At 69.3% G+C, this 17,851-nt stretch carries 18 protein-coding genes; 13 read left to right on the forward strand and 5 right to left on the reverse strand.

The window, feature by feature from the left end; translation table 11 throughout:
* Window positions 1–54: 54 nt before the first annotated feature.
* A complete protein-coding gene (locus tag OG254_RS28370) occupies window positions 55–1,563 on the reverse strand; it encodes an MFS transporter (protein WP_405587077.1) in 1,509 nt (502 codons plus the stop codon).
* A 168-nt stretch (window positions 1,564–1,731) separates the two neighbouring features.
* Here OG254_RS28370 and OG254_RS28375 point away from each other — a divergent pair, with 168 nt between their 5' ends.
* Window positions 1,732–2,397, forward strand: a complete 666-nt coding sequence (locus OG254_RS28375; protein ID WP_405587079.1) for a TetR/AcrR family transcriptional regulator — start codon at window positions 1,732–1,734, stop codon at window positions 2,395–2,397.
* Window positions 2,398–2,413: 16 nt separating this feature from the next.
* On the opposite strand, the gene OG254_RS28380 is transcribed toward OG254_RS28375, so the two are convergent.
* Window positions 2,414–3,313, reverse strand: coding sequence for a LysR family transcriptional regulator (locus OG254_RS28380; protein ID WP_405595231.1), 900 nt, complete (start codon window positions 3,311–3,313; stop codon window positions 2,414–2,416).
* A 79-nt stretch (window positions 3,314–3,392) separates the two neighbouring features.
* On the opposite strand from OG254_RS28380, the gene OG254_RS28385 reads away from it, so the two are divergent.
* The 3 genes from OG254_RS28385 (at window position 3,393) to OG254_RS28395 (ending at window position 6,476) form a co-directional block, all read left to right on the forward strand.
* The gene (locus tag OG254_RS28385; RefSeq protein ID WP_405587082.1) at window positions 3,393–4,376 is read left to right on the forward strand and encodes an EamA family transporter; all 984 of its coding nucleotides are present in this window, start codon (window positions 3,393–3,395) and stop codon (window positions 4,374–4,376) included.
* A gap of 116 nt (window positions 4,377–4,492) precedes the next feature.
* Complete coding sequence (locus OG254_RS28390) at window positions 4,493–5,377, forward strand: NAD(P)-dependent oxidoreductase (RefSeq protein ID WP_405587085.1); 885 nt, start codon at window positions 4,493–4,495, stop codon at window positions 5,375–5,377.
* A gap of 451 nt (window positions 5,378–5,828) precedes the next feature.
* Window positions 5,829–6,476 carry a YdcF family protein gene (locus tag OG254_RS28395; RefSeq protein ID WP_405595233.1) on the forward strand — a complete coding sequence of 216 codons (648 nt, stop codon included), beginning with the start codon at window positions 5,829–5,831 and terminating at the stop codon, window positions 6,474–6,476.
* Window positions 6,477–6,483: 7 nt separating this feature from the next.
* Here OG254_RS28395 and OG254_RS28400 read toward each other — a convergent pair whose 3' ends face one another.
* Window positions 6,484–7,014: a GNAT family N-acetyltransferase gene (locus OG254_RS28400; protein WP_405587088.1), complete on the reverse strand. Its 531-nt coding sequence runs from the start codon at window positions 7,012–7,014 to the stop codon at window positions 6,484–6,486.
* The gene (locus tag OG254_RS28405) at window positions 6,999–7,901 is read right to left on the reverse strand and encodes an XRE family transcriptional regulator (protein WP_405587091.1); all 903 of its coding nucleotides are present in this window, start codon (window positions 7,899–7,901) and stop codon (window positions 6,999–7,001) included. The genes OG254_RS28400 and OG254_RS28405 overlap by 16 nt, the downstream gene beginning before the upstream one ends.
* A 651-nt stretch (window positions 7,902–8,552) precedes the next feature.
* Between OG254_RS28405 and OG254_RS28410 the strand changes: the two genes are divergently transcribed.
* The 4 genes from OG254_RS28410 to tgmC all read left to right on the forward strand — a co-directional run bounded on the left by OG254_RS28410 (window position 8,553) and on the right by tgmC (window position 11,714).
* Entirely contained in the window at window positions 8,553–8,918 is a 366-nt protein-coding gene (locus OG254_RS28410; RefSeq protein WP_405587094.1) for an ATP-binding protein, read from the forward strand.
* Between the two features lie 357 nt (window positions 8,919–9,275).
* Entirely contained in the window at window positions 9,276–9,578 is a 303-nt protein-coding gene (gene tgmA, locus OG254_RS28415) for a putative ATP-grasp-modified RiPP (RefSeq protein ID WP_405587096.1), read from the forward strand.
* Complete coding sequence (gene tgmB / locus OG254_RS28420; RefSeq protein WP_405587097.1) at window positions 9,575–10,537, forward strand: ATP-grasp ribosomal peptide maturase; 963 nt, start codon at window positions 9,575–9,577, stop codon at window positions 10,535–10,537. The genes tgmA and tgmB overlap by 4 nt, the downstream gene beginning before the upstream one ends.
* Entirely contained in the window at window positions 10,527–11,714 is a 1,188-nt protein-coding gene (gene tgmC, locus OG254_RS28425) for an ATP-grasp peptide maturase system methyltransferase (RefSeq protein ID WP_405587100.1), read from the forward strand. The genes tgmB and tgmC overlap by 11 nt, the downstream gene beginning before the upstream one ends.
* A 78-nt stretch (window positions 11,715–11,792) precedes the next feature.
* On the opposite strand, the gene OG254_RS28430 is transcribed toward tgmC, so the two are convergent.
* On the reverse strand, window positions 11,793–12,230 hold the full coding sequence (locus tag OG254_RS28430) for a hypothetical protein (protein ID WP_003974483.1): 438 nt from the start codon (window positions 12,228–12,230) through the stop codon (window positions 11,793–11,795).
* A 642-nt stretch (window positions 12,231–12,872) separates the two neighbouring features.
* Between OG254_RS28430 and hemL the strand changes: the two genes are divergently transcribed.
* From hemL to OG254_RS28455, 5 genes are all read left to right on the forward strand, one after another.
* Complete coding sequence (gene hemL, locus OG254_RS28435; protein ID WP_405587103.1) at window positions 12,873–14,207, forward strand: glutamate-1-semialdehyde 2,1-aminomutase; 1,335 nt, start codon at window positions 12,873–12,875, stop codon at window positions 14,205–14,207.
* 71 nt (window positions 14,208–14,278) lie between these two features.
* Window positions 14,279–14,977 carry a histidine phosphatase family protein gene (locus OG254_RS28440; protein WP_405595235.1) on the forward strand — a complete coding sequence of 233 codons (699 nt, stop codon included), beginning with the start codon at window positions 14,279–14,281 and terminating at the stop codon, window positions 14,975–14,977.
* 111 nt (window positions 14,978–15,088) lie between these two features.
* Window positions 15,089–16,402 (forward strand): hypothetical protein, encoded by a 1,314-nt coding sequence (locus OG254_RS28445; protein WP_405595237.1) that lies wholly within the window; start codon window positions 15,089–15,091, stop codon window positions 16,400–16,402.
* A 66-nt stretch (window positions 16,403–16,468) separates the two neighbouring features.
* The gene (locus tag OG254_RS28450; RefSeq protein WP_405587106.1) at window positions 16,469–17,074 is read left to right on the forward strand and encodes a TlpA family protein disulfide reductase; all 606 of its coding nucleotides are present in this window, start codon (window positions 16,469–16,471) and stop codon (window positions 17,072–17,074) included.
* A gap of 1 nt (window position 17,075) precedes the next feature.
* Window positions 17,076–17,849 carry a cytochrome c biogenesis CcdA family protein gene (locus OG254_RS28455; protein ID WP_405587109.1) on the forward strand — a complete coding sequence of 258 codons (774 nt, stop codon included), beginning with the start codon at window positions 17,076–17,078 and terminating at the stop codon, window positions 17,847–17,849.
* The last annotated feature ends 2 nt before the right edge of the window (window positions 17,850–17,851 follow it).

Genomic DNA, 17,851 nt, shown 5'->3' on the forward strand with positions numbered 1-17,851 from the left:
GCGAGCCCGGCGCGACTCCGGGGGTCGCGCCGGGCGGGGGGAGGGAGGCTCGGCTCACATGTGCACCACCGGTGCCGCGGCCGCGGCCGCGTCGGTAGCCGGTGCGCCGCGCCGGTAGAGGACGACGCTGACGACCAGGCCGACGGCGAAGAAGACGGCCGACCACCAGTAGGCGGTGGAGTAGGCCTCCAGGCCGGCCTGCGCCTGGACGGCGGGGTCCCTGGGGTCGTGGCCGGCCAGGTAGTCGGTGGCGGCGCCGGTGGCCAGGGTGTTGAGCAGGGCGGTGCCGATGGAGCCGCCGACCTGCTGCATGGCGTTGACGGTGGCCGAGGCGACCCCGGAGTCCTTCGCGTCCACACCGGCGGTGGCCAGGCTCATGGCGGGCGCCATCACCAGGCCGAGGCCGAGGCCCGCCACGATCAGCGGGGGCAGCACGTCGGAGGCGTAGCCGCTGCTCAGGTCGAGGGCGGTCATCCAGACCATGCCTGCGGCGGCCAGCCCCATGCCCAAGGGCACGACCGGCTTGGGGCCGATGCGGGGGATCAGCATGCTGGAGGCGAGCGTGGAGGTCAGCATCAGCGAGGCCACCATCGGCAGGAAGGCCAGGCCGGTCCTGATGGGCGAGTAGCCGAGGCTCTGCTGGAGGTAGTAGGTCAGGAAGAGGAAGACCCCGAACATGCCGGCGCCGCTGATCAGGACGGAGACGAAGGAGGCGCCGCGGTTGCGGTCCAGCAGGATCCGCAGCGGCAGCAGCGGGTGCGCGGCGCGCGTCTGCCACCAGGTGAAGGCGGCGAGCAGTACGGCGCCGGCGGCCAGGTAGCCCCAGGTGGCGACCGAGCTCCAGTCGTGGCTCTCGGCGTTGGAGAAGCCGTAGACCAGGCAGAACAGTCCGGCGCCGACGAGGGCCGCGCCGGGGATGTCGATGCTGACGCCGCGGTCGCGGGTGGTGCGCCGGAGCAGGACGGCTCCGCCGGCGAAGGCCACGGCGGCGAAGACGAGGTTGACGTAGAGCGTCCAGCGCCAGTCGAGGTGCTCGGTCAGGACACCGCCCAGGAGCAGGCCGATCGCGCCGCCGGCGCCGGCGATGGCGCCGTAGACGCCGAAGGCCTTGGCGCGTTCCTTGGCGTCGGTGAACGTCGTGGTCAGCAGGGACAGCGCGGCCGGGGCGAGCAGCGCGCCGAACAGGCCCTGTGCGGCGCGGGCGACGACGAGCATCTCGAAGCTGCCGGCGGCGCCGCCCAGAGCGGAGGCCCCGGCGAAGCCGACCAGCCCCACCAGGAAGGTCATCTTGCGGCCGAAGAGGTCGGCGATACGGCCGCCCAGCAGAAGCAGGCTGCCGAAGGCGAGGGCGTAGGCGGTGACGATCCACTGCCGGTCCCCGTCGGAGAACCCCAGGTCCTTCTGGGCCGAGGGGAGCGCGATGTTCACGATCGTGCTGTCCAGCACGACCATCAGCTGGGCCACGCCGATCACGGCGAGGATCCACCAGCGATTCCGGGGTGGTGCCTCGGCGGGCGGGAGGGGTGAGGTGCTGACGGGGGTGTCGGTGGAGGGGTGGGACATGACGGGCTCCGCTTCACGAGGGTGTCCGGCGAGGGTGGGGATGCTGCTCCGGCCGCCCTGACGGCTGTCAGATTCCCCTGACATCTGTCAGATTAGCTTCCGTCTGACAGGTGTCAAGTAAACTGTCGGCGACCCCGGAGGCTCGGGGCAGGCAGTGAGGGAGGCAAGGTGGGCGCGAGAGCCGAATCCGCTCGGCGGCCGGGACGCCCCGGCGCGGACACACCTGCGGTGCCGGAGGAGGAGAGCATCCTGCAGCGCGGGCTCGAAGCCTTCGCCGAGCTGGGATACGACCACGCCTCCGCGCGGGAGCTGGCCCGCCGCCTCGGCGTCAGCCACAACTTCATCAACGACCGCTACGGCTCCAAGGCCGCCTTCTGGCGCGCGGTGGTCGACTACGTCCTCGGGGGACACCTGGGCCGCATGCCCGAGGTGGATCCCTCGCTGGACGACGTCGAGCAACTGCGGCTGATCATCACCGGCTTCTACCAGGGCGCGGTGGACTCACCGCTGGTCGGGCGGCTCTTCGTCGAGGAACTCAACCGCGACACCGAGCGGTTGGACTACCTGTACGAGCGTTACATCACGCCGATGCTGGAGATCCTCGCCCCCAGCATCGAGCGGCTCGTGGCCTGCGGACGCATGGCGCCCATCCCGATGGACGTGCTGTTCTTCGCCGTCATCCCGCCGGTCTCCGGAATGGTGGAGGTGCCCCTGGCCCGGCGCCTGGGCAGGCCCGAGCACCCCTCGCCGGAGCAGCAGACCGCCACGGCCGAGACGCTGGCCGCACTGGTGGTCAACGGGCTGCTGGCGAGCGGGCCGGTGGCGCGGAGCTGACGTATCCCGGGTGGGGTCAGGAGGCGGCCGGCCCCCGCCCGACCCCGAGGACGTCGAGCATCGCCCGGGTTGCCGGGCTGGGGTTGAAGCGGCTCCACACCAGGTGCTCCAGGCGATGCGGCCCGTCCAGCACACGGACCAGCGCCAGTTCGGGATCGCCGGCCGCCAGGGGGCGGACGTATGCCGACGGGAGCAGCGCGATGCCGAGCCCGCGCGCGACCAGCCGGGAGATCAGCTCGACGACGCCGGCCTCGTAGGCGACGTCACGGACCAGGCCCGCCGCGGCGAAGGCCTGGTCGGACTGGGCGCGGGCGGGCGTCCCGGCCGCGAAGTCCACGAAGGTCTCCTCGGCGATCTCCGCCAGCGTGACCCGGGACGCGCCCGCGAGCCGGTGCCCGGCCGGCACAACGAGGGCGTGCTCGTCGTGATCGAGGACGAGGGCCTCCACGCCGGACGGCCGCTCGCCCTCCGGCAGGCCGAGGAAGGCGATGTCCAGTTCCCCGTCCCGCACGGCCGCGGCCAGCTCGTCACTGCGTCCGGAACGCAGGACGACGCGCACGTCGGGATACCGGGCGCGATAGCGCTGCAGCAGCTCGGGTACGTCCACGGCGGCCGTCGTGACGATCACGCCGACGGCGAGCCGGCCCCGCACCACCCCGGTCGCGGCGGCGGAGTCGGCGACCGCACGGTCGGCAGCGGCCAGGCACTCGCGCGCGGCGGCCACGAACGCGAGCCCGGCGCTGGTTGGTTCCACCCGGCGACTGGAGCGGGCGAACAGCTTGACCCCGAGCTCCCGTTCCAGACCGGCGATCCGGTGGCTCAGGGACGACTGCACCACAAAACACCGCTCCGCGGCACGGGTGAAGTTACGGGTTTCGGCCACGGCGACGACGTAACGCATCTGCTGGAGATCCACGGATGCATGGTTTCTGCTCATGGCTGCCATGACAACCATGCGTTGGAGTCATGAGGGCAGGCTGCGGAGACTGCTTCTCATGCATCCCTCGACCGAACGGTCATCGGGCCCGCCGCGGATCTCCCGCACGCAGCCACTGGCAACCGTCGCACTGACCGCCTTCGCTCCCGCGGCCTGGGGCACCACCTACGCCGTGACCACGGAACTCCTCCCGCCCGGCCATCCGATGTTCGCCGGGCTCGTCCGCGCCCTGCCCGCCGGGCTGCTGGCGCTGGCGATCACCCGCGTGCTGCCGCGCGGCGACTGGTGGTGGAAGGCCGGTGTGCTCGGCGCGCTGAACATCGGCACGCTGTTCCCCCTGCTTTTCCTGGCGGCCGAACGACTCCCCGGCGGTGTCGCTGCCACCCTCGGCGCGACCCAGCCGCTGCTGGTCGCGGGCCTGGCCATCGGGGCGCTGCACGTCCGGCCGACGGTCTGGCGCTGGGTCTGGGGGGTGCTCGGCCTGGCGGGCGTCGGCCTCGTGGTGCTCGGTCCGGAGGCCCGGCTGGACACCGTCGGGGTGCTCGCCGGGCTCGGCGGTACGACCGCGATGGCCGCCGGGACCGTGCTCACCAAGCGGTGGGGCCGGCCTCCGGGCGTCGGTCCCCTGACCCTCGCCGGTTGGCAACTGACCGTCGGCGGCGCGCTGTTGCTCCCGCTCACCCTCGCGATCGAGGGGGTGCCGCAGCGGATCGACGCCGGGGCGGCGGCCGGATACCTGTGGCTCGGCAGCGTCGGCGGGCTGATCGCGTACACGCTGTGGTTCCGCGGCATCGGACAGCTGTCGGTGGGCGCGTCCGCACCGCTGGTGCTGCTGTCTCCGCTGGTCGCGACCGTCATCGGCATCGCACTGGGCGAGTCCCTGAGCCTGCCCCAGTCCCTCGGCTTCGCCCTCGCCCTGGCCGCGTTGCTGGCGGCACAACTCGAATCCCCGACGGTGCCGGCGCGGGTGCTGATGCGGGGTGGGCGGGGCCTGGGGAGTCGGGGGCGGGGGGAGCGGGTTGGGGGAGGGCGGGTTCGGTGACGGTGGGGCGGGCTGGGGCGGGGTTCGGTGACGGTGGGTTCGGTGTCGGTGAGGTTGGGGGCGGGGGTTCGGTGACCGTGGGTTCGTTGGCGGCGGGGGAAAGGACGGCAGGCTCGATGACGGAGACTTCGACGACGGCGTTGGAAGTGGCCACGGGTTCGACGGCCGCGGAGGCGGCGACCACAGCTTCGGCGACGGCGGGTTCGACGACGGCGGTTTCGGTGAAGCCGCGCATGACGATCGCCGTGCTCGGCGCCACTGGCATGGTCGGCAGCCGGGTGATCGCCGAGGCGGCTGCACGTGGACACCGGGTGCTCGCCCTGTCCCGGAACCCCGGGGCCTTTCGGCATCCCCGGGACGGCGACCCGAACGTGACCCCGCTCGCGGTCGGCGCGAGCGACCCGGACGCCGTACGCGAGGCACTCTCCACCGCCGCCCCGACGGGCGCCCCGGACGCCGTCGTCCTGTCCGTGCGGACCTTCCCGCCCGACAGCGAGTTCCTGGTCGACGCCACCCGCACGGTGCTGGACGCCGCCGCCCGCCTCGGCACGCGCGTGCTGGTGGTCGGCGGTGCCGGCGCCCTGCGCAGCCCCGAGGACCCCGACCTGCCGGTGGCCGGCAACCGGGCGTATGTGCCCGCCGAGTACCGGGAGGTGGCGCTCGCCGGAATCGCCCAACTGAGAACCTGCCGGGCCCACGCCGACGCCGACTGGGTCTACCTGAGCCCGCCCGCCCTGCTCGAACCCGGCGAGCGGACCGGCCGCTACCGGCGGGGCACCGACACCTTGCTCACGGACTCGGACGGCCGATCGTGGATCAGCGCGGAGGACCTGGCAGTGGCGCTGGTCGACGAAGTCGAGACCCCCGGCATGGAGCGCCACATCACGGTCGTCCACCGGACCTCTGGCCGCTCAGGGAATCAGAATGCCGACCAGCAGGGCGAAGGGCAGAAAGATCAAGGGAACCGACATCAGCCAGCCCATGCGCGAGGACGTTCGTGAGCCGATGAGGAGGCAGAACGGCCCCATGAGGAGCAGGTAGAAGAAGAACACCGGAAAGACGATGAAACCCGCACCCGACCCCAAAGCGCCCTCCCCGGCTCCGGTATGTCTCTCGTCCCCGCACCTCGTAATTTGAACACGTTCAAATGCGACCTGTCCAGGACGCCGGCGCAACACAAGGGGCGGGGAAGGTGCGCCAAGGGCTCGCGCCGTCCAGCCGGGCAGCCTGGTCGATGCTCGGCGGGATCGAGCGGCAGAACGTGTGGAACTGGTATATCGAGAAGGCGTTGGCGATCAAGTCGGATGTCCGGGCGGCCTGTTGTGCAATCAGACCGCCCCGCAAGCCACATGCTGCGGACCAGTACGACGGCCGATGGCCGAGGCGTCCGGCAAGCGCTGATGGAGTGTCGTGGACGGATATCACAGGGAGGTACCGGTGCCGCAGCATCAGATGACGGACGAGCAGTTCCAAGACGCAATGTTGATCTGGAGCCATCACCAGATGGGCCACAGTCCGCGTCCGTGCTCGGCGGCGATCGGCCTGGGCAGCCACGATCTGGGTGTGGCCACTACTGCCGCTGATCTCTACCGCGCCGGCCTTTTCCCCGTCGTGGTGTTCAGCGGCGGCAACAGCCCCACAACCCGTGCCCGTTTCCCGCGAGGCGAGGCCGTCCACTACCGCGAGCACGCGCTGAGCCAGGGCGTGCCGGACGACGCGATCCTGGTCGAGCCGAAGGCCGCGAACACCGGCCAGAACATCACCTTCTCCAGAGAGTTGTTGGCCGAGGCCGGCGTGGAGGTCGAGTCGTTGCTGTTGATCTCCAAGCCGTACATGGAGCGCCGCTCGTACGCGACGTGCCGCAAGCTCTGGCCCGAGGCGCAGATCGTGTGCGCCTCCGAGCCGCTGGAGCTGGAGGACTACATCAAGTCCATCGGCGACGAGAAGCTCGTCGTCGACATGCTCGTCGGTGACTTGCAGCGGGTGATCGAGTACCCGAAGCTCGGCTTCGCTGTCGAGCAGGACGTACCGACGGATGTGTATGACGCATACGAGCGGCTTGTGCATGCTGGCTTCGACAGCCGACTCGCCGCTCTCTGATGGCGGTTCAGTCCCGAAGGTCTTGGACCATCACCGCGAACAGCGGTGAGTCGGCGAAGGGCTGCCGTTCGCCGACCTTCTTGTATCCCCACGACTCGTACAGTGCCTGCACTTTGGGGTGGTCCACGTCGACCAGAAGTACGGCGAGGTCTTCGGCGCGACCCTTCAACAGCGCTTCGTGCAATCGCTCGGAGATGCCCTGCTTGCGCCACCGGGGGCGCACCATGACCTCGGACACTGAATACGTGGAGGTGCTGCCCTCGCTTGGTTCGTACCCGCAGTCGCGCCACCACTCCCGACCGGATGTGGCCGGTGCGCCGTAGGCGAACCCTGTCGGTTCGCTTCCGTCGTACGCCACGACGCACGTGAAGCCCTCTGCGCTCGACCAGTGGTCGACGAACCAGTCGAAGCGCTGGTTGAACGGGTCGTCCATGTCGTCGGCGTAGGCGTCGGCATGGACGTCGATGAGCAACTGCCGGAAGCCCCCGGGGAGGTTTCCGTGCCGGAAGTGACGTAGGTCAATCACGCTCGACTCCATTCGGCTCGCAGGCGGTCCGACCAGTCTCGTGCGTAGGTGATAGAAGGGGCCAGGGTGAAGAGGTCCCGGTGGAAGTCGCCGATGAGGGTGCGCATACGGCCAGGGAGAGGATCGCCATCCATGATTGTGAAGACATCGGTGGCCGTGGCGATGGCTTCTTCGGCGTCTCCTTGATGGAGTTGGGCCAGGGCGAGTTGGGCGGTCGCCAGTGCCCTGTTGCGGCGGAAGCCGGGCGGGATCTTGGCCAGGGCGCGGTGTGCCATGGCTTCGGCGTGGGTGTGGCGTCCGCTGCGGTTGTTGACGATGGCACCGAGATGGTCGAGTTCAGCCTGACCGTAGAAGGCTGTCCAATGCGGACGTTCCCGCTCGCTGGCCTTGGCGAAGGCTTCTTGGGCTGACCCGAGCGAGCGAAGGGCGTTACGGCTCTCGCCGAGCGCCGAGTAGGCGAGAGCTGAGCGAACACGCCCCAGTGAATCGAAGAAGGGGTCCCTGCGGGCCGCCGTAGAGGCTTGTGCGGCCTGAGCTGCTGCGAGGGCTTCGTGCCAGTTGTGTCGTTGTGCGGCGAGGATCGCCAGGCTGACCCACACACTCATCTCCGTCGGCCCGTCCTGAGAGAGGCCGGCATACGTGGCGGATTCGTTCAGGTATCGCTGTGCCTGTTCGAGATTGCGGGCGTCGGTACAGGACCAGGCCGCCGCATCGGTGTACTCGGCGGCCAGCGTGTACAGGGCGCGGCGCACGCGTTCGCTGGCGCAGCGCTGCTGCAACTCAAGGGCGCTGTCGCGCCCCTTGAGGGCGGCTTTCTCCAGGTCTGCGTGGCCACCTTGATGCTGGTCGGCCGCGACAAGGGCGTTCAGTCCGGCGGCGACCCGAGCCACATCTGACATGCCGACGGCGCGGCGCTGGGCGACCAGGGGAACCGCGGGCGGCTGCGGTCCCGGTGGCCGAGGCAATGAAGGTGCGACGCCGCACAGGGTCCTCCTGCGGGTGGTGCATGGTGCGTGGTGCGCTGAACCCTAAGTCCTTGACTGGGCACCCGAACACCCGCTCCAGCGCCGCGCATGTACGGCCGATGGGGCGGCGGGACGTTCCGTTGAGCAGGTTGCGGACGGTGCGGGCGGAGACATCGCCGGGCCTGCCGGTGATCTCTGCCAGCGCAGTGTTCATCCGACCAGCCAATTCATCCTGGGTGAGCCCGAGTTCCTCCATCCGGCTCTTGAGGATGGCGTTCGCTCCCATGCCACCGACCGTAGACCGGCAGTCACCGACCGAACCAGACCCCAGGTCACGGGAACGCAAAGTCTTCCGGTTCGGGGCGGCCGGTGGGAGCTCGACCCTTCCTGTTCCTCTCGGGCCACAGGCCGTTGACTCGGTATCAGCCCGTCGAGGGCCTGATTCCCCGTCCTCGACGGCTTGGAGGAGAGCCCGCCCCGGCGCCACCCCGTCGCGGGGGCGGGCGTCCGCCCCGGAGGGATGTTCCTGTGACCATGACCGCAGCCCGACCTACTGCGACCGGTACCCCCGGTTATACGGAGACGATGCCGTGCGAGCCGGAGTCCGCTCGCCGGGCCCGCACGCTCGTCTCCGCCGCCCTGAGCACTTGGGGCATAGGCGAGTTGGCTGAGGCTGGGGTGCAGATCGTGGCCGAGCTGGTCAACAACGCCATCGACCACACCCGGTGCCGGAACGTCCGTGTCCTGGTCACGCGTCCAACCCAGGGCGTGGTGCGGATCGGCGTCGCCGACACCTGCAGTGAAGGCCCCGAGCTGGGCAGCCCCGACGACGACGCCGAGGAGGGGCGCGGCCTGCTCCTGGTCGAGGCCCTCAGCTGGAGATGGGGATACGACCGAAAGCGCTGGGGCAAGGTCGTGTGGGCCGAGCTGGAGGTCCCGGCGAAGTGCTGAGGCGCCGCGTGTCCTTACGGCTGATGAGGGCCGATGAGTTGGTGGACGACCCCAGCCCGGAGGCGTACGTGGAACTCTCCTCGATCCCATCGGCTCGATGGATGACCTCGGCGTCGCGGAATTCGCTGAGCCCCTCCGCATGACCCCCGCGGACCTCCTCCGGCTGCACATGGAGTCCTACCTGGCGCTTGGAGCAATCCGCGCCGAAGCCATGCGGGCGGAGATCGCTTGGCAACCTGATCCCCTCCCGCGAGGCCGGTGCTTCACAACTCCCGCTGGGCGACTCGGTGTCCGAGGTGTCGGGCGGGCAAGCAAGGCAGTCGATACACAGCCACCTTCCGCAGCGAAAGGAAGACCGTGTTCAATCACATGGACCGATTCCCCACTGGCAGCCCACTGCCGCAGGGCCATCTGACCGTCGCTCCCTGGGGCCTTCGCCGCATCGCCCCGTACCCGCCCGTCGAGGCTCCCGACTACGCGAGGGTGGAACTGGACCCGGCCACGCAGACCGCCCGTTACCTCGACGCATCCGGGGCGCCGACCATGGCACCAGGGCACGGCACCTCCTCCGGCACGAACCCGGCGACCGGCACGACAGGTCAGGGCGACCGCAACAGCGATTCCCCGGACAGCGACACCGGGAACGACACCGACCAGTGACGAACGACGAGCGTCCGGTCCTGGTCGTCACCAACCTCGACGACCCGACCGCGGACACTGTGATCGCTGAGCTGCACGACCGGGGCGTCCCGGTCGTGCGGTTCGACTCCGGAGACTTCCCCGCCACCCTTTCGTGCTCGGCCGCCATCGGCGAGACCGACAGCTGGCGAGGAAGATTGCAGACACCGAGCCGACGGGCGGAGCTGGGTTCGGTGCGCTCAATGTATTACCGGCGCCCGTCCGGGTTCACGTTTCCGCACCTCGACAGGCAGGACGAGCGGTTCGCTGTGGCACAGGCTCGCTACGGGCTCGGCGGCATTCTGACGTCACTGCCCGGCTGCCTGTACGTCAACCACCCCCACCGCATCGGCGACGCCGAGTACAAACCGGCAGGTCTTGCCGCCGCGGCGGCGGCAGGCTGCGTACTGACACCCACGCTGATCACCAACGTGCCCGACGATGCCAGGGCGTTCATCAAGAAGCACGGCCCTGCCATCTTCAAGCCGATCTCAGTTCCGCTCTATTTGGTCGACGCCAAGGCCCAGACTGTCCCCGTGACCGAGGTGACCGGTGACGAGATCGACGAGGCTGTCACGGGCACCATGCACCTCTTCCAGAAGCGTGTGGGCAAGGCTGCGGACGTCCGGGTCACGGTCATCGGCGAGCAGACCTTCGCGGTGCGGATCGACTCCGGCCTCCTCGACTGGCGCACCGACTACGGCACCCACACCTACACGCCCGTGACCGCACCGCCCGCAGTGGAACGAGCGATGCGTGCCTATCTTCGTCACTTCGGGCTCGTTTTCGGGGCGTTCGACTTCGCCCTGACCGACTCCGGCGAGTGGATCTTCATCGAGTGCAATCCTTCCGGACAGTGGGCATGGCTGGAGCCGCCGACCGGTCTGCCGATGGCAGCCGCACTCTCCGACCTCCTGGAAGGAGGACTTCATGGCCAGTGAGCCCGGTATCGAGACGGCCGCAGCCGGTCTCCGGCGGCAGTTGGCGGACCTGCTGGAGAAGGACCGCCGGCTGCTGTCGCCGCAGTGGCGGGCCGCCGTCGAGAGCGTGCCGCGCCACGCGTTCATCCCCCGCTTCTACCGGGAGGGCGACGCCCCTGGTGTCACCGCCTGGGAGCCGGTCACACCGGAGGGCGTCGGTCAGGAGGAGTGGCTGCGGCTCGTCTACTCCGACGAGACGTGGATGACCCAGTTCGACGGCCAGGACGTCGACTGGACCGATCCGAAGCCGATCAGCAACGCGGCTCCCACCTCGTCGTCGACGCTGCCGAGCCTCGTGGTGCGGATGCTCGAAGACCTGGATGTGCACGAGGGCATGAACGTGCTGGAAATCGGCACGGGCACCGGCTACTCGACAGCACTGATGTGCCACCGGCTCGGCGACGAGAACGTGACCTCGATCGAGACGGACGAAGGTGTGGCACGTCGAGCTCGAAAGGCCCTCACCACGTGCGGCTACCATCCTCGCCTGCTGGTGGGGGACGGCCGCGCCGGCTACCTCGACGGGGCCCGCTACGACCGGCTGATCGCCACATGCGGTTTCCGCAACATCCCTCCGGCCTGGCTGGAGCAAGTGTTGCCCGGCGGCGTCATCCTCACCACTCTGCGCGGCTGGCTGCGTTCCCTGGGGCTGGTGAAGCTCACCCTCACCAGAGACAGCGCGAGCGGGTGGTTCAGCGAGGACGGGCCGAGCTTCATGATCGCCCGCCAGCAGGACGCTCCCGAGAGCTTCGGTATGGTGCCCGATCCCGAAGACGGAACGACGCGGAAAGCCACGTACGGGCCGGATGTCCTCACCAGCTCCGGTCCAGGCTTCCTGGCGCAGCTCGCGGCGCCGGACGCGCGCTTCTTCTCCATGCCGGTCGAGGGCGGAGCGATCAGCACGTTCGTCCTGGACAGCGTCACCGATTCCTTCGCCGTGCTCGCTCCCACGGACAACGGCTGGCAGGTCCGCCAGGGTGGTCCGCGTCGGCTCTGGGACGCGGTCGAGTCGTCGGTAGCCATCTGGGAGGAGTACGGCTCACCGAGCACCGCTGCGTTCGGCGTGACGGCTTCCCGCGATGCCCAGGTGGTCTGGCTCGGGAATCCGAACGGCCCGCAGTGGCCATTGCCCTCTTGAACCCGGACCGTCTGCAGCCCGCCTGAGGCACGAAAAGGGCGGGACCCGACAGTCCCGCCCGCTCCTACGAACCCCAGCTCAGGGCCAAACAAGGCAATAAGGCTGATGCCCAGCCTCATGCAACCGATGGCTGAAGTCCTGCCACTCATGCAGCAGTTGGTACACATTGAACGCGTCCCGGGGCCCGCCCCGATCCGGCACCGTCGACCAGATGAACGCGGCCGCGCCGACCGCTTCCTCTCCTATGCCCCGCAGCGGGTCGACGACCGTCATCGGGAGCTTGACGACCGCGTAGTCGGGGTGCAGGACGACAAGCTCCAGCGGGGGCACCTTGTGCAGGGGCACGCCCTCGATGCCCGTCAGCACCATCGCCGCCATGGTCTCCGGCTTGATCTTGGTGAACATGCCGTTCATGCCGAGCTCGTCGCCGCCCAGCTCCTCGGGACGCATCGAGATGGGGACGCGGGCCGCGGTGGCGCCGTCCGGCGCGCCGAAGTACTTGTACGTCACCCCCACCCGACCACCATTCCTGCTCCCTGCCCGAAGACGGTCGACCTGGCCGTCGATCCGCCGGTCGAACTGCTCGTGCTCACTCGGTACACCCGTTGCATCTGGCATACCTGGTACAACGTGTCCCTGGCGTGCTTCGTTCGAATCCTCCGCGTCGCGCCGGTGCTTTCCCCCTCGGGCACGTCGAGGACCCAGGTCATCAGTCCCCTCGCCCAGTCCGCCACCGCGATGCATATCTCCACCCGACTGCTTTTCTAGGACGCGCAGGCCCCGCCGCGCAACCCGATCATCGTGTCAGTGACCTCCCCCACGGCCGCCCGCCGAAACGTGCGCTGAAACACCTGTCCGCGGGATCTTTTCAGTCCCCGACCACCACGCCCCGCATGAGCTGTGTGTATCACGTCCAGTCTCGCAGATTCACGGAGAGGTGACGGCGGGGAAGGGCGGGACGGGAGGGGCGGGGGCCAGGGGCCGGGGGAGGATCAGGGGAGGGACGGGGGAGGACCGGGGTAGGACCGGGTGACCGGTTCCCCTGGCGGTAGCGCCCCGCTGTCGTCGTCGCCCGCTGGCCTACCCTGAGGAGGTCACTGGCAACCGGAGTCCGAGATCATCGGAGTAGGTCAGAGAAGGTCGGAGTAGTCGCAGGCCATGAGCGAAGCGCCCTCTTCAGGAACGCCCTATCCATACGATGCGCCTGCCTCGCAGGCTCTGTTCGACCGTGCGGCCGCCGTCACGCCGGGCGGCGTGAACTCCCCGGTGCGCGCCTTCCGTGCCGTGGGCGGTACGCCCCGGTTCATGGTGTCCGGCACCGGTCCGTACCTGACCGACGCCGACGGGCGTGAGTACGTCGACCTCGTCTGCTCCTGGGGACCCATGATCCTCGGGCACTCCCAGCCGGACGTGATCGCCGCCGTCCGGGACGCGGTGTCCCGCGGTACGTCCTTCGGTACGCCCGGTGAGGGCGAGGTCGCGCTCGCCGAGGAGATGACCGACCGGATCGCCCCGCTGGAGCAGGTGCGGCTCGTCTCCAGCGGCACCGAGGCCACCATGTCCGCCATCCGGCTCGCCCGCGGGTTCACCCGGCGGACCAAGGTGATCAAGTTCGCCGGCTGCTACCACGGGCACGTCGACTCGCTGCTCGCCGCGGCCGGCAGCGGCGTGGCCACCTTCGCCCTTCCCGACACGCCCGGCGTCACCGGCGCCCAGGCCGGCGACACGATCGTGCTGCCGTACAACGACCTGGAGTCCGTGCACGAGGCCTTCCACCGCCACCCCGGTGAGATCGCCTGCGTCATCACGGAGGCCTCGCCCGGCAACATGGGCGTCGTCCCGCCGCTGCCCGGCTTCAACCAGGGACTGAAGGACGCCTGCCACAAGAACGGCGCCCTGTTCATCTCCGACGAGGTCATGACCGGCTTCCGGACCAGCCGCGCCGGCTGGTACGGCGTCGACGGGGTCGAGCCCGACCTCATGACGTTCGGCAAGGTGATGGGAGGCGGCTTCCCCGCCGCGGCCTTCGGCGGTCGCGCCGATGTGATGGCCCACCTCGCGCCGGCCGGCCCCGTGTACCAGGCGGGCACCCTGTCCGGGAACCCGATCGCCACCGCCGCCGGACTCGCCCAGCTGCGGCTCCTCGACCAGGCCGCCTACGACAAGGTCGACGCGGTGTCGCAGACCGTCCAGACCCTCGTCACCGAGGCCCTCACCAAGGAAGGCGTCGCGCACCGGCTGCAGAACGCCTCCAACATGTTCTCGGTCTTCTTCACCGACCGTGAGGTCCGCAACTACGAGGACGCCAAGCGGCAGGAGTCCTTCCGCTTCACCGCCTTCTTCCACTCGATGCTGGCGCAGGGCGTCTATCTGCCGCCCTCGTCCTTCGAGTCCTGGTTCGTGTCCACGGCACACGACGAGCAGGCGGTCCAGCGCATCGCCGACGCCCTCCCGGCGGCGGCCCGAGCGGCGGCGGAGGCCACGGCGGCATGACCGACAACCCCATCACCGACAACCCCATCACCGACAACCCCATGACCGAGAGCGCCGTGAACGAGAGCACCATGAACGACGGCGCTCCGACCGACGACGGCGACATCACCGTCGTGCACGTCCTGCGGCACGGCGAGGTGGCCAACCCGGACGGGATCCTCTACGGCCGTCTCGCGGGCTACCACCTGTCCGAGCTCGGCCGGCAGATGGCCGACCGGGTCGCCGAGCACCTCGCCCCCCGCGACGTCACGTACGTCTGCGCCTCCCCGCTGGAGCGGGCGCAGGAGACCGCGACGCCGATCGCCAAGGCGCACGGGCTGGACCTCGCGACCGACGGCCGTCTCATCGAGGCCGGCAACGTCTTCCAGGGCAAGACCTTCGGCGTCGGCGACGGCGCCCTGAAGAAGCCGGCGAACTGGAAGCATCTCGTCAACCCGTTCAGGCCGTCCTGGGGCGAGCCGTACGTCGAGCAGGTCATCCGCATGATGGGCGCGCTGGACGCCGCCAAGGACGCCGCGCGCGGGCACGAGGCCGTGCTGGTCAGCCATCAGCTGCCGATCTGGATCGTGCGCAGCTACGTCGAGCGGCGGCGGCTGTGGCACGACCCGCGCAAGCGGCAGTGCACGCTGGCGTCCCTGACGACCTTCACGTACCAGGGCGACAAGATCGTGTCCGTCGGCTACACCGAGCCCGCCATCGATCTCGTGCCCGCCCACCTCCGCGCCGGCGCCAAGCCGGTGAAGGGGAAGGACAAGGCCTTCGGCGCCTAAGACACGTTTGTGACATTTGTTGCGAATCCTCCGTGATCAGGAGGAACCTCCTCGTTCGTCGTGCCCTCTGACTGGGTGACCACCAGAGCAAGCACGACGGACGGGGCAGCAATGCGCAACTTCAGCCGAAGGGGAGCCATCGGGCTCGGTGCCGGAGCGGCCGCCGGCCTCGGACTCGCGGGGTGCGGCACCCTCACCTCGTCTGACGGTTCGAACGGGTCATCGGGTTCCGGGGATGGCGCAGGAAACAAGCCGGGCCCCCAGACCGACCGCGCCCGCCCCATAGGCGACGGCTCCACCTCCTACACCGGCAAGCAGCCCCATCAGCCCGGCAAGCCGGAGCCGTTGGAGCCCGGCCAGGAGCCGCCGCAGTTCGTGATCTTCTCCTGGGACGGTGCCGGCGAGGTCGGCAACGGCCTCTTCCCGCGCTTCCTGGAGCTCGCCAAGGAGAACGAGGCGCACATGACCTTCTTCCTCTCGGGGCTGTATGTGCTGCCCGAGAGCAAGAAGCGGCTCTACGACCCGCCGAACAACCCGCGCGGCGCCTCCGACATCGGCTACCTCACCGACGACCACATCAAGGCGACCCTGAAGGGCGTCCGCCAGGCCTGGCTCGACGGCCATGAGATAGGCACCCACTTCAACGGCCACTTCTGCGGCGGCACCGGCACCGTCGGCAACTGGACCCCGAAGCAGTGGCGCAGCGAGATCGACCAGGCCAAGTCCTTCGTCAAGGAGTGGCGGACGAACTCCGGCTGGACCGATCTGCCGTCCCTGCCCTTCGACTACGACAAGGAGCTCGTCGGCGGCCGCACGCCCTGCCTCCTCGGCCAGGACAACCTGCTGCCCACCGCCCGCGAGCTCGGCTGGCGCTACGACGCCTCCTCGCCCGGCGGCCGTCAGGTGTGGCCGACGAAGAAGCAGGGGCTGTGGGATCTGCCGTTGCAGCAGATACCTTTCCCCGGACGTTCGTTCGAGGTCCTGTCCATGGACTACAACATGCTCGCGAACCAGTCGGTCAACTCCACGAACGCGCCCAGCCACAACTACCCGGGCTGGCGTGAGCAGTCGGCGCAGGCGTACATCCAGGGATTCGAGCGGGCATACGAGTCAAACCGTGCACCCTTCTTCATAGGCAACCACTTCGAGCAGTGGAACGGCGGCATCTACATGGACGCCGTCGAGGAGGCACTCAAGCACATCGCGCGGGAGAAGGAGAAGGGCGGCGACGTCCGGCTCGTCTCCTTCCGGCAGTTCGTGGACTGGATGGACGCACAGAAGCCGGACGTTCTGGACAAGCTGCGCACTCTGGAGGTCGGACAGGCGCCCGCCGGCGGCTGGAACGCCTTCATGAAGGGCGGCTCCACGGGCTCGCCCTCCGGCTCCTCCGCGAACTCCGCGGACAGCACCCAAAACGCCGCCTGAAATGCGCGTTTAGGTCCGGGAGGGGGGTGCGCAAGATCCCCGGAACGGACATGCGAAACTTTTCACATGAGTGCCGCCAGTCGCGCCCGTAGCCGTACCGCCCTGCTCTCCGTCACCAGCGCCGCAGTCGCCGCGCTGACCCTTTCCGCGTGCAGTTCGGGCGGTACGTCCGGTGGCGGCGGCGACACCAACTTCGTCACCGGCAGCAACGGCATCGACACCGCCGCGCAGGGCAAGCGCGCCACGGCGCCCGAGCTGTCCGGCCAGACCATCGACGGCAAGCAGCTCAGCACCGCCGACTACAAGGGCAAGGTCCTCGTCATCAACGTATGGGGATCCTGGTGCCCACCCTGCCGGGCGGAGGCGAAGAACTTCCAGACCGTCTACGAGGACGTCAAGGGCCAGGGCGTCGAGTTCGTCGGCATCAACACCCGGGACACCAGCACCACCCCGGCGAAGGCCTTCGAGAAGGAGTTCGGGGTCAGCTACCCGAGCCTGTACGACCCCACGGGCAAGCAGATGCTCCGCTTCGGCAAGGGCACGCTGAACCCGCAGGCGATCCCCTCCACGCTCGTCATCGACCGGCAGGGCAGGATCGCGGCCCGCGCGCTGATGCCCCTCGGCGAGGACACCCTGCGCAGCATGATCAAGCCCGTCCTCGCGGAGAAGTGACGTGAGCGCACTGACCACGCTCGCCGAGGGCGCGGGCTACAACGGCACCGTGATGCACGGCGCCCTGCTGCTCGCGCTCCCGATCGCCGTGCTGGGCGGCCTCGTCTCCTTCTTCTCCCCGTGCGTCCTGCCGCTCGTCCCGGGCTATCTCTCCTACGTCACCGGAGTCAGCGGCACCGACCTGGCCGAGACCCGGCGCTGGCGGATGGTCGCCGGTGCCTCCCTCTTCGTGCTCGGCTTCACCGTCGTGTTCGTCTCCGGCGGGGCGCTGTTCGGCTACTGGGGCTCGACCCTCCAGGAGAACCGGGACGTCCTGAACAAGATCCTCGGCGTCCTCATGATCCTGATGGGCGTCTTCTTCATGGGCATGATGCCCTGGCTGACCCAGCGGGAGTTCCGCTTCCACACCAGGCCCGCCACCGGACTCGCCGGCGCCCCCCTCCTCGGTGCCTTCTTCGGCATCGGCTGGACGCCGTGCATCGGCCCGACCCTGTCCTCCGTGCAGACCCTCGCCATCAACGAGGCCAGCGCCGGACGCGGCGCCATACTGACCGTCGCCTACTGCCTCGGTCTGGGCATTCCGTTCGTCGTCACTGCCGTAGCCTTCCGCAAGGCGCTCGGCGCCTTCGCCTGGATCAAGCGCCACTATGCCTGGGTCATGCGGATCGGCGGCACCATGATGATCGTGACCGGTGTGCTGCTGCTGACCGGTGCCTGGGACCGCATCGTGCAGGAGATGCAGGTCTGGTCCAACGGCTTCACTGTGGGGATCTGATC

The sequence above is a fragment of the Streptomyces sp. NBC_01092 genome (assembly GCF_045039535.1).
Taxonomy (GTDB): domain Bacteria; phylum Actinomycetota; class Actinomycetes; order Streptomycetales; family Streptomycetaceae; genus Streptomyces.

Bases quoted from the DNA above. Each gene is read 5' to 3' on its own strand.
- OG254_RS28370 (WP_405587077.1), bottom strand. From the start codon at position 1,563: ATGTCCCACCCCTCCACCGACACCCCCGTCAGCACCTCACCCCTCCCG.
- OG254_RS28385 (WP_405587082.1), top strand. From the start codon at position 3,393: ATGCATCCCTCGACCGAACGGTCATCGGGCCCGCCGCGGATCTCCCGC.
- OG254_RS28390 (WP_405587085.1), top strand. From the start codon at position 4,493: ATGACGGAGACTTCGACGACGGCGTTGGAAGTGGCCACGGGTTCGACG.
- OG254_RS28395 (WP_405595233.1), top strand. From the start codon at position 5,829: ATGACGGACGAGCAGTTCCAAGACGCAATGTTGATCTGGAGCCATCAC.
- OG254_RS28400 (WP_405587088.1), bottom strand. From the start codon at position 7,014: ATGGAGTCGAGCGTGATTGACCTACGTCACTTCCGGCACGGAAACCTC.
- OG254_RS28405 (WP_405587091.1), bottom strand. From the start codon at position 7,901: ATGTCAGATGTGGCTCGGGTCGCCGCCGGACTGAACGCCCTTGTCGCG.
- OG254_RS28410 (WP_405587094.1), top strand. From the start codon at position 8,553: ATGCCGTGCGAGCCGGAGTCCGCTCGCCGGGCCCGCACGCTCGTCTCC.
- tgmC (WP_405587100.1), top strand. From the start codon at position 10,527: ATGGCCAGTGAGCCCGGTATCGAGACGGCCGCAGCCGGTCTCCGGCGG.
- hemL (WP_405587103.1), top strand. From the start codon at position 12,873: ATGAGCGAAGCGCCCTCTTCAGGAACGCCCTATCCATACGATGCGCCT.
- OG254_RS28440 (WP_405595235.1), top strand. From the start codon at position 14,279: ATGAACGACGGCGCTCCGACCGACGACGGCGACATCACCGTCGTGCAC.
- OG254_RS28445 (WP_405595237.1), top strand. From the start codon at position 15,089: ATGCGCAACTTCAGCCGAAGGGGAGCCATCGGGCTCGGTGCCGGAGCG.
- OG254_RS28450 (WP_405587106.1), top strand. From the start codon at position 16,469: ATGAGTGCCGCCAGTCGCGCCCGTAGCCGTACCGCCCTGCTCTCCGTC.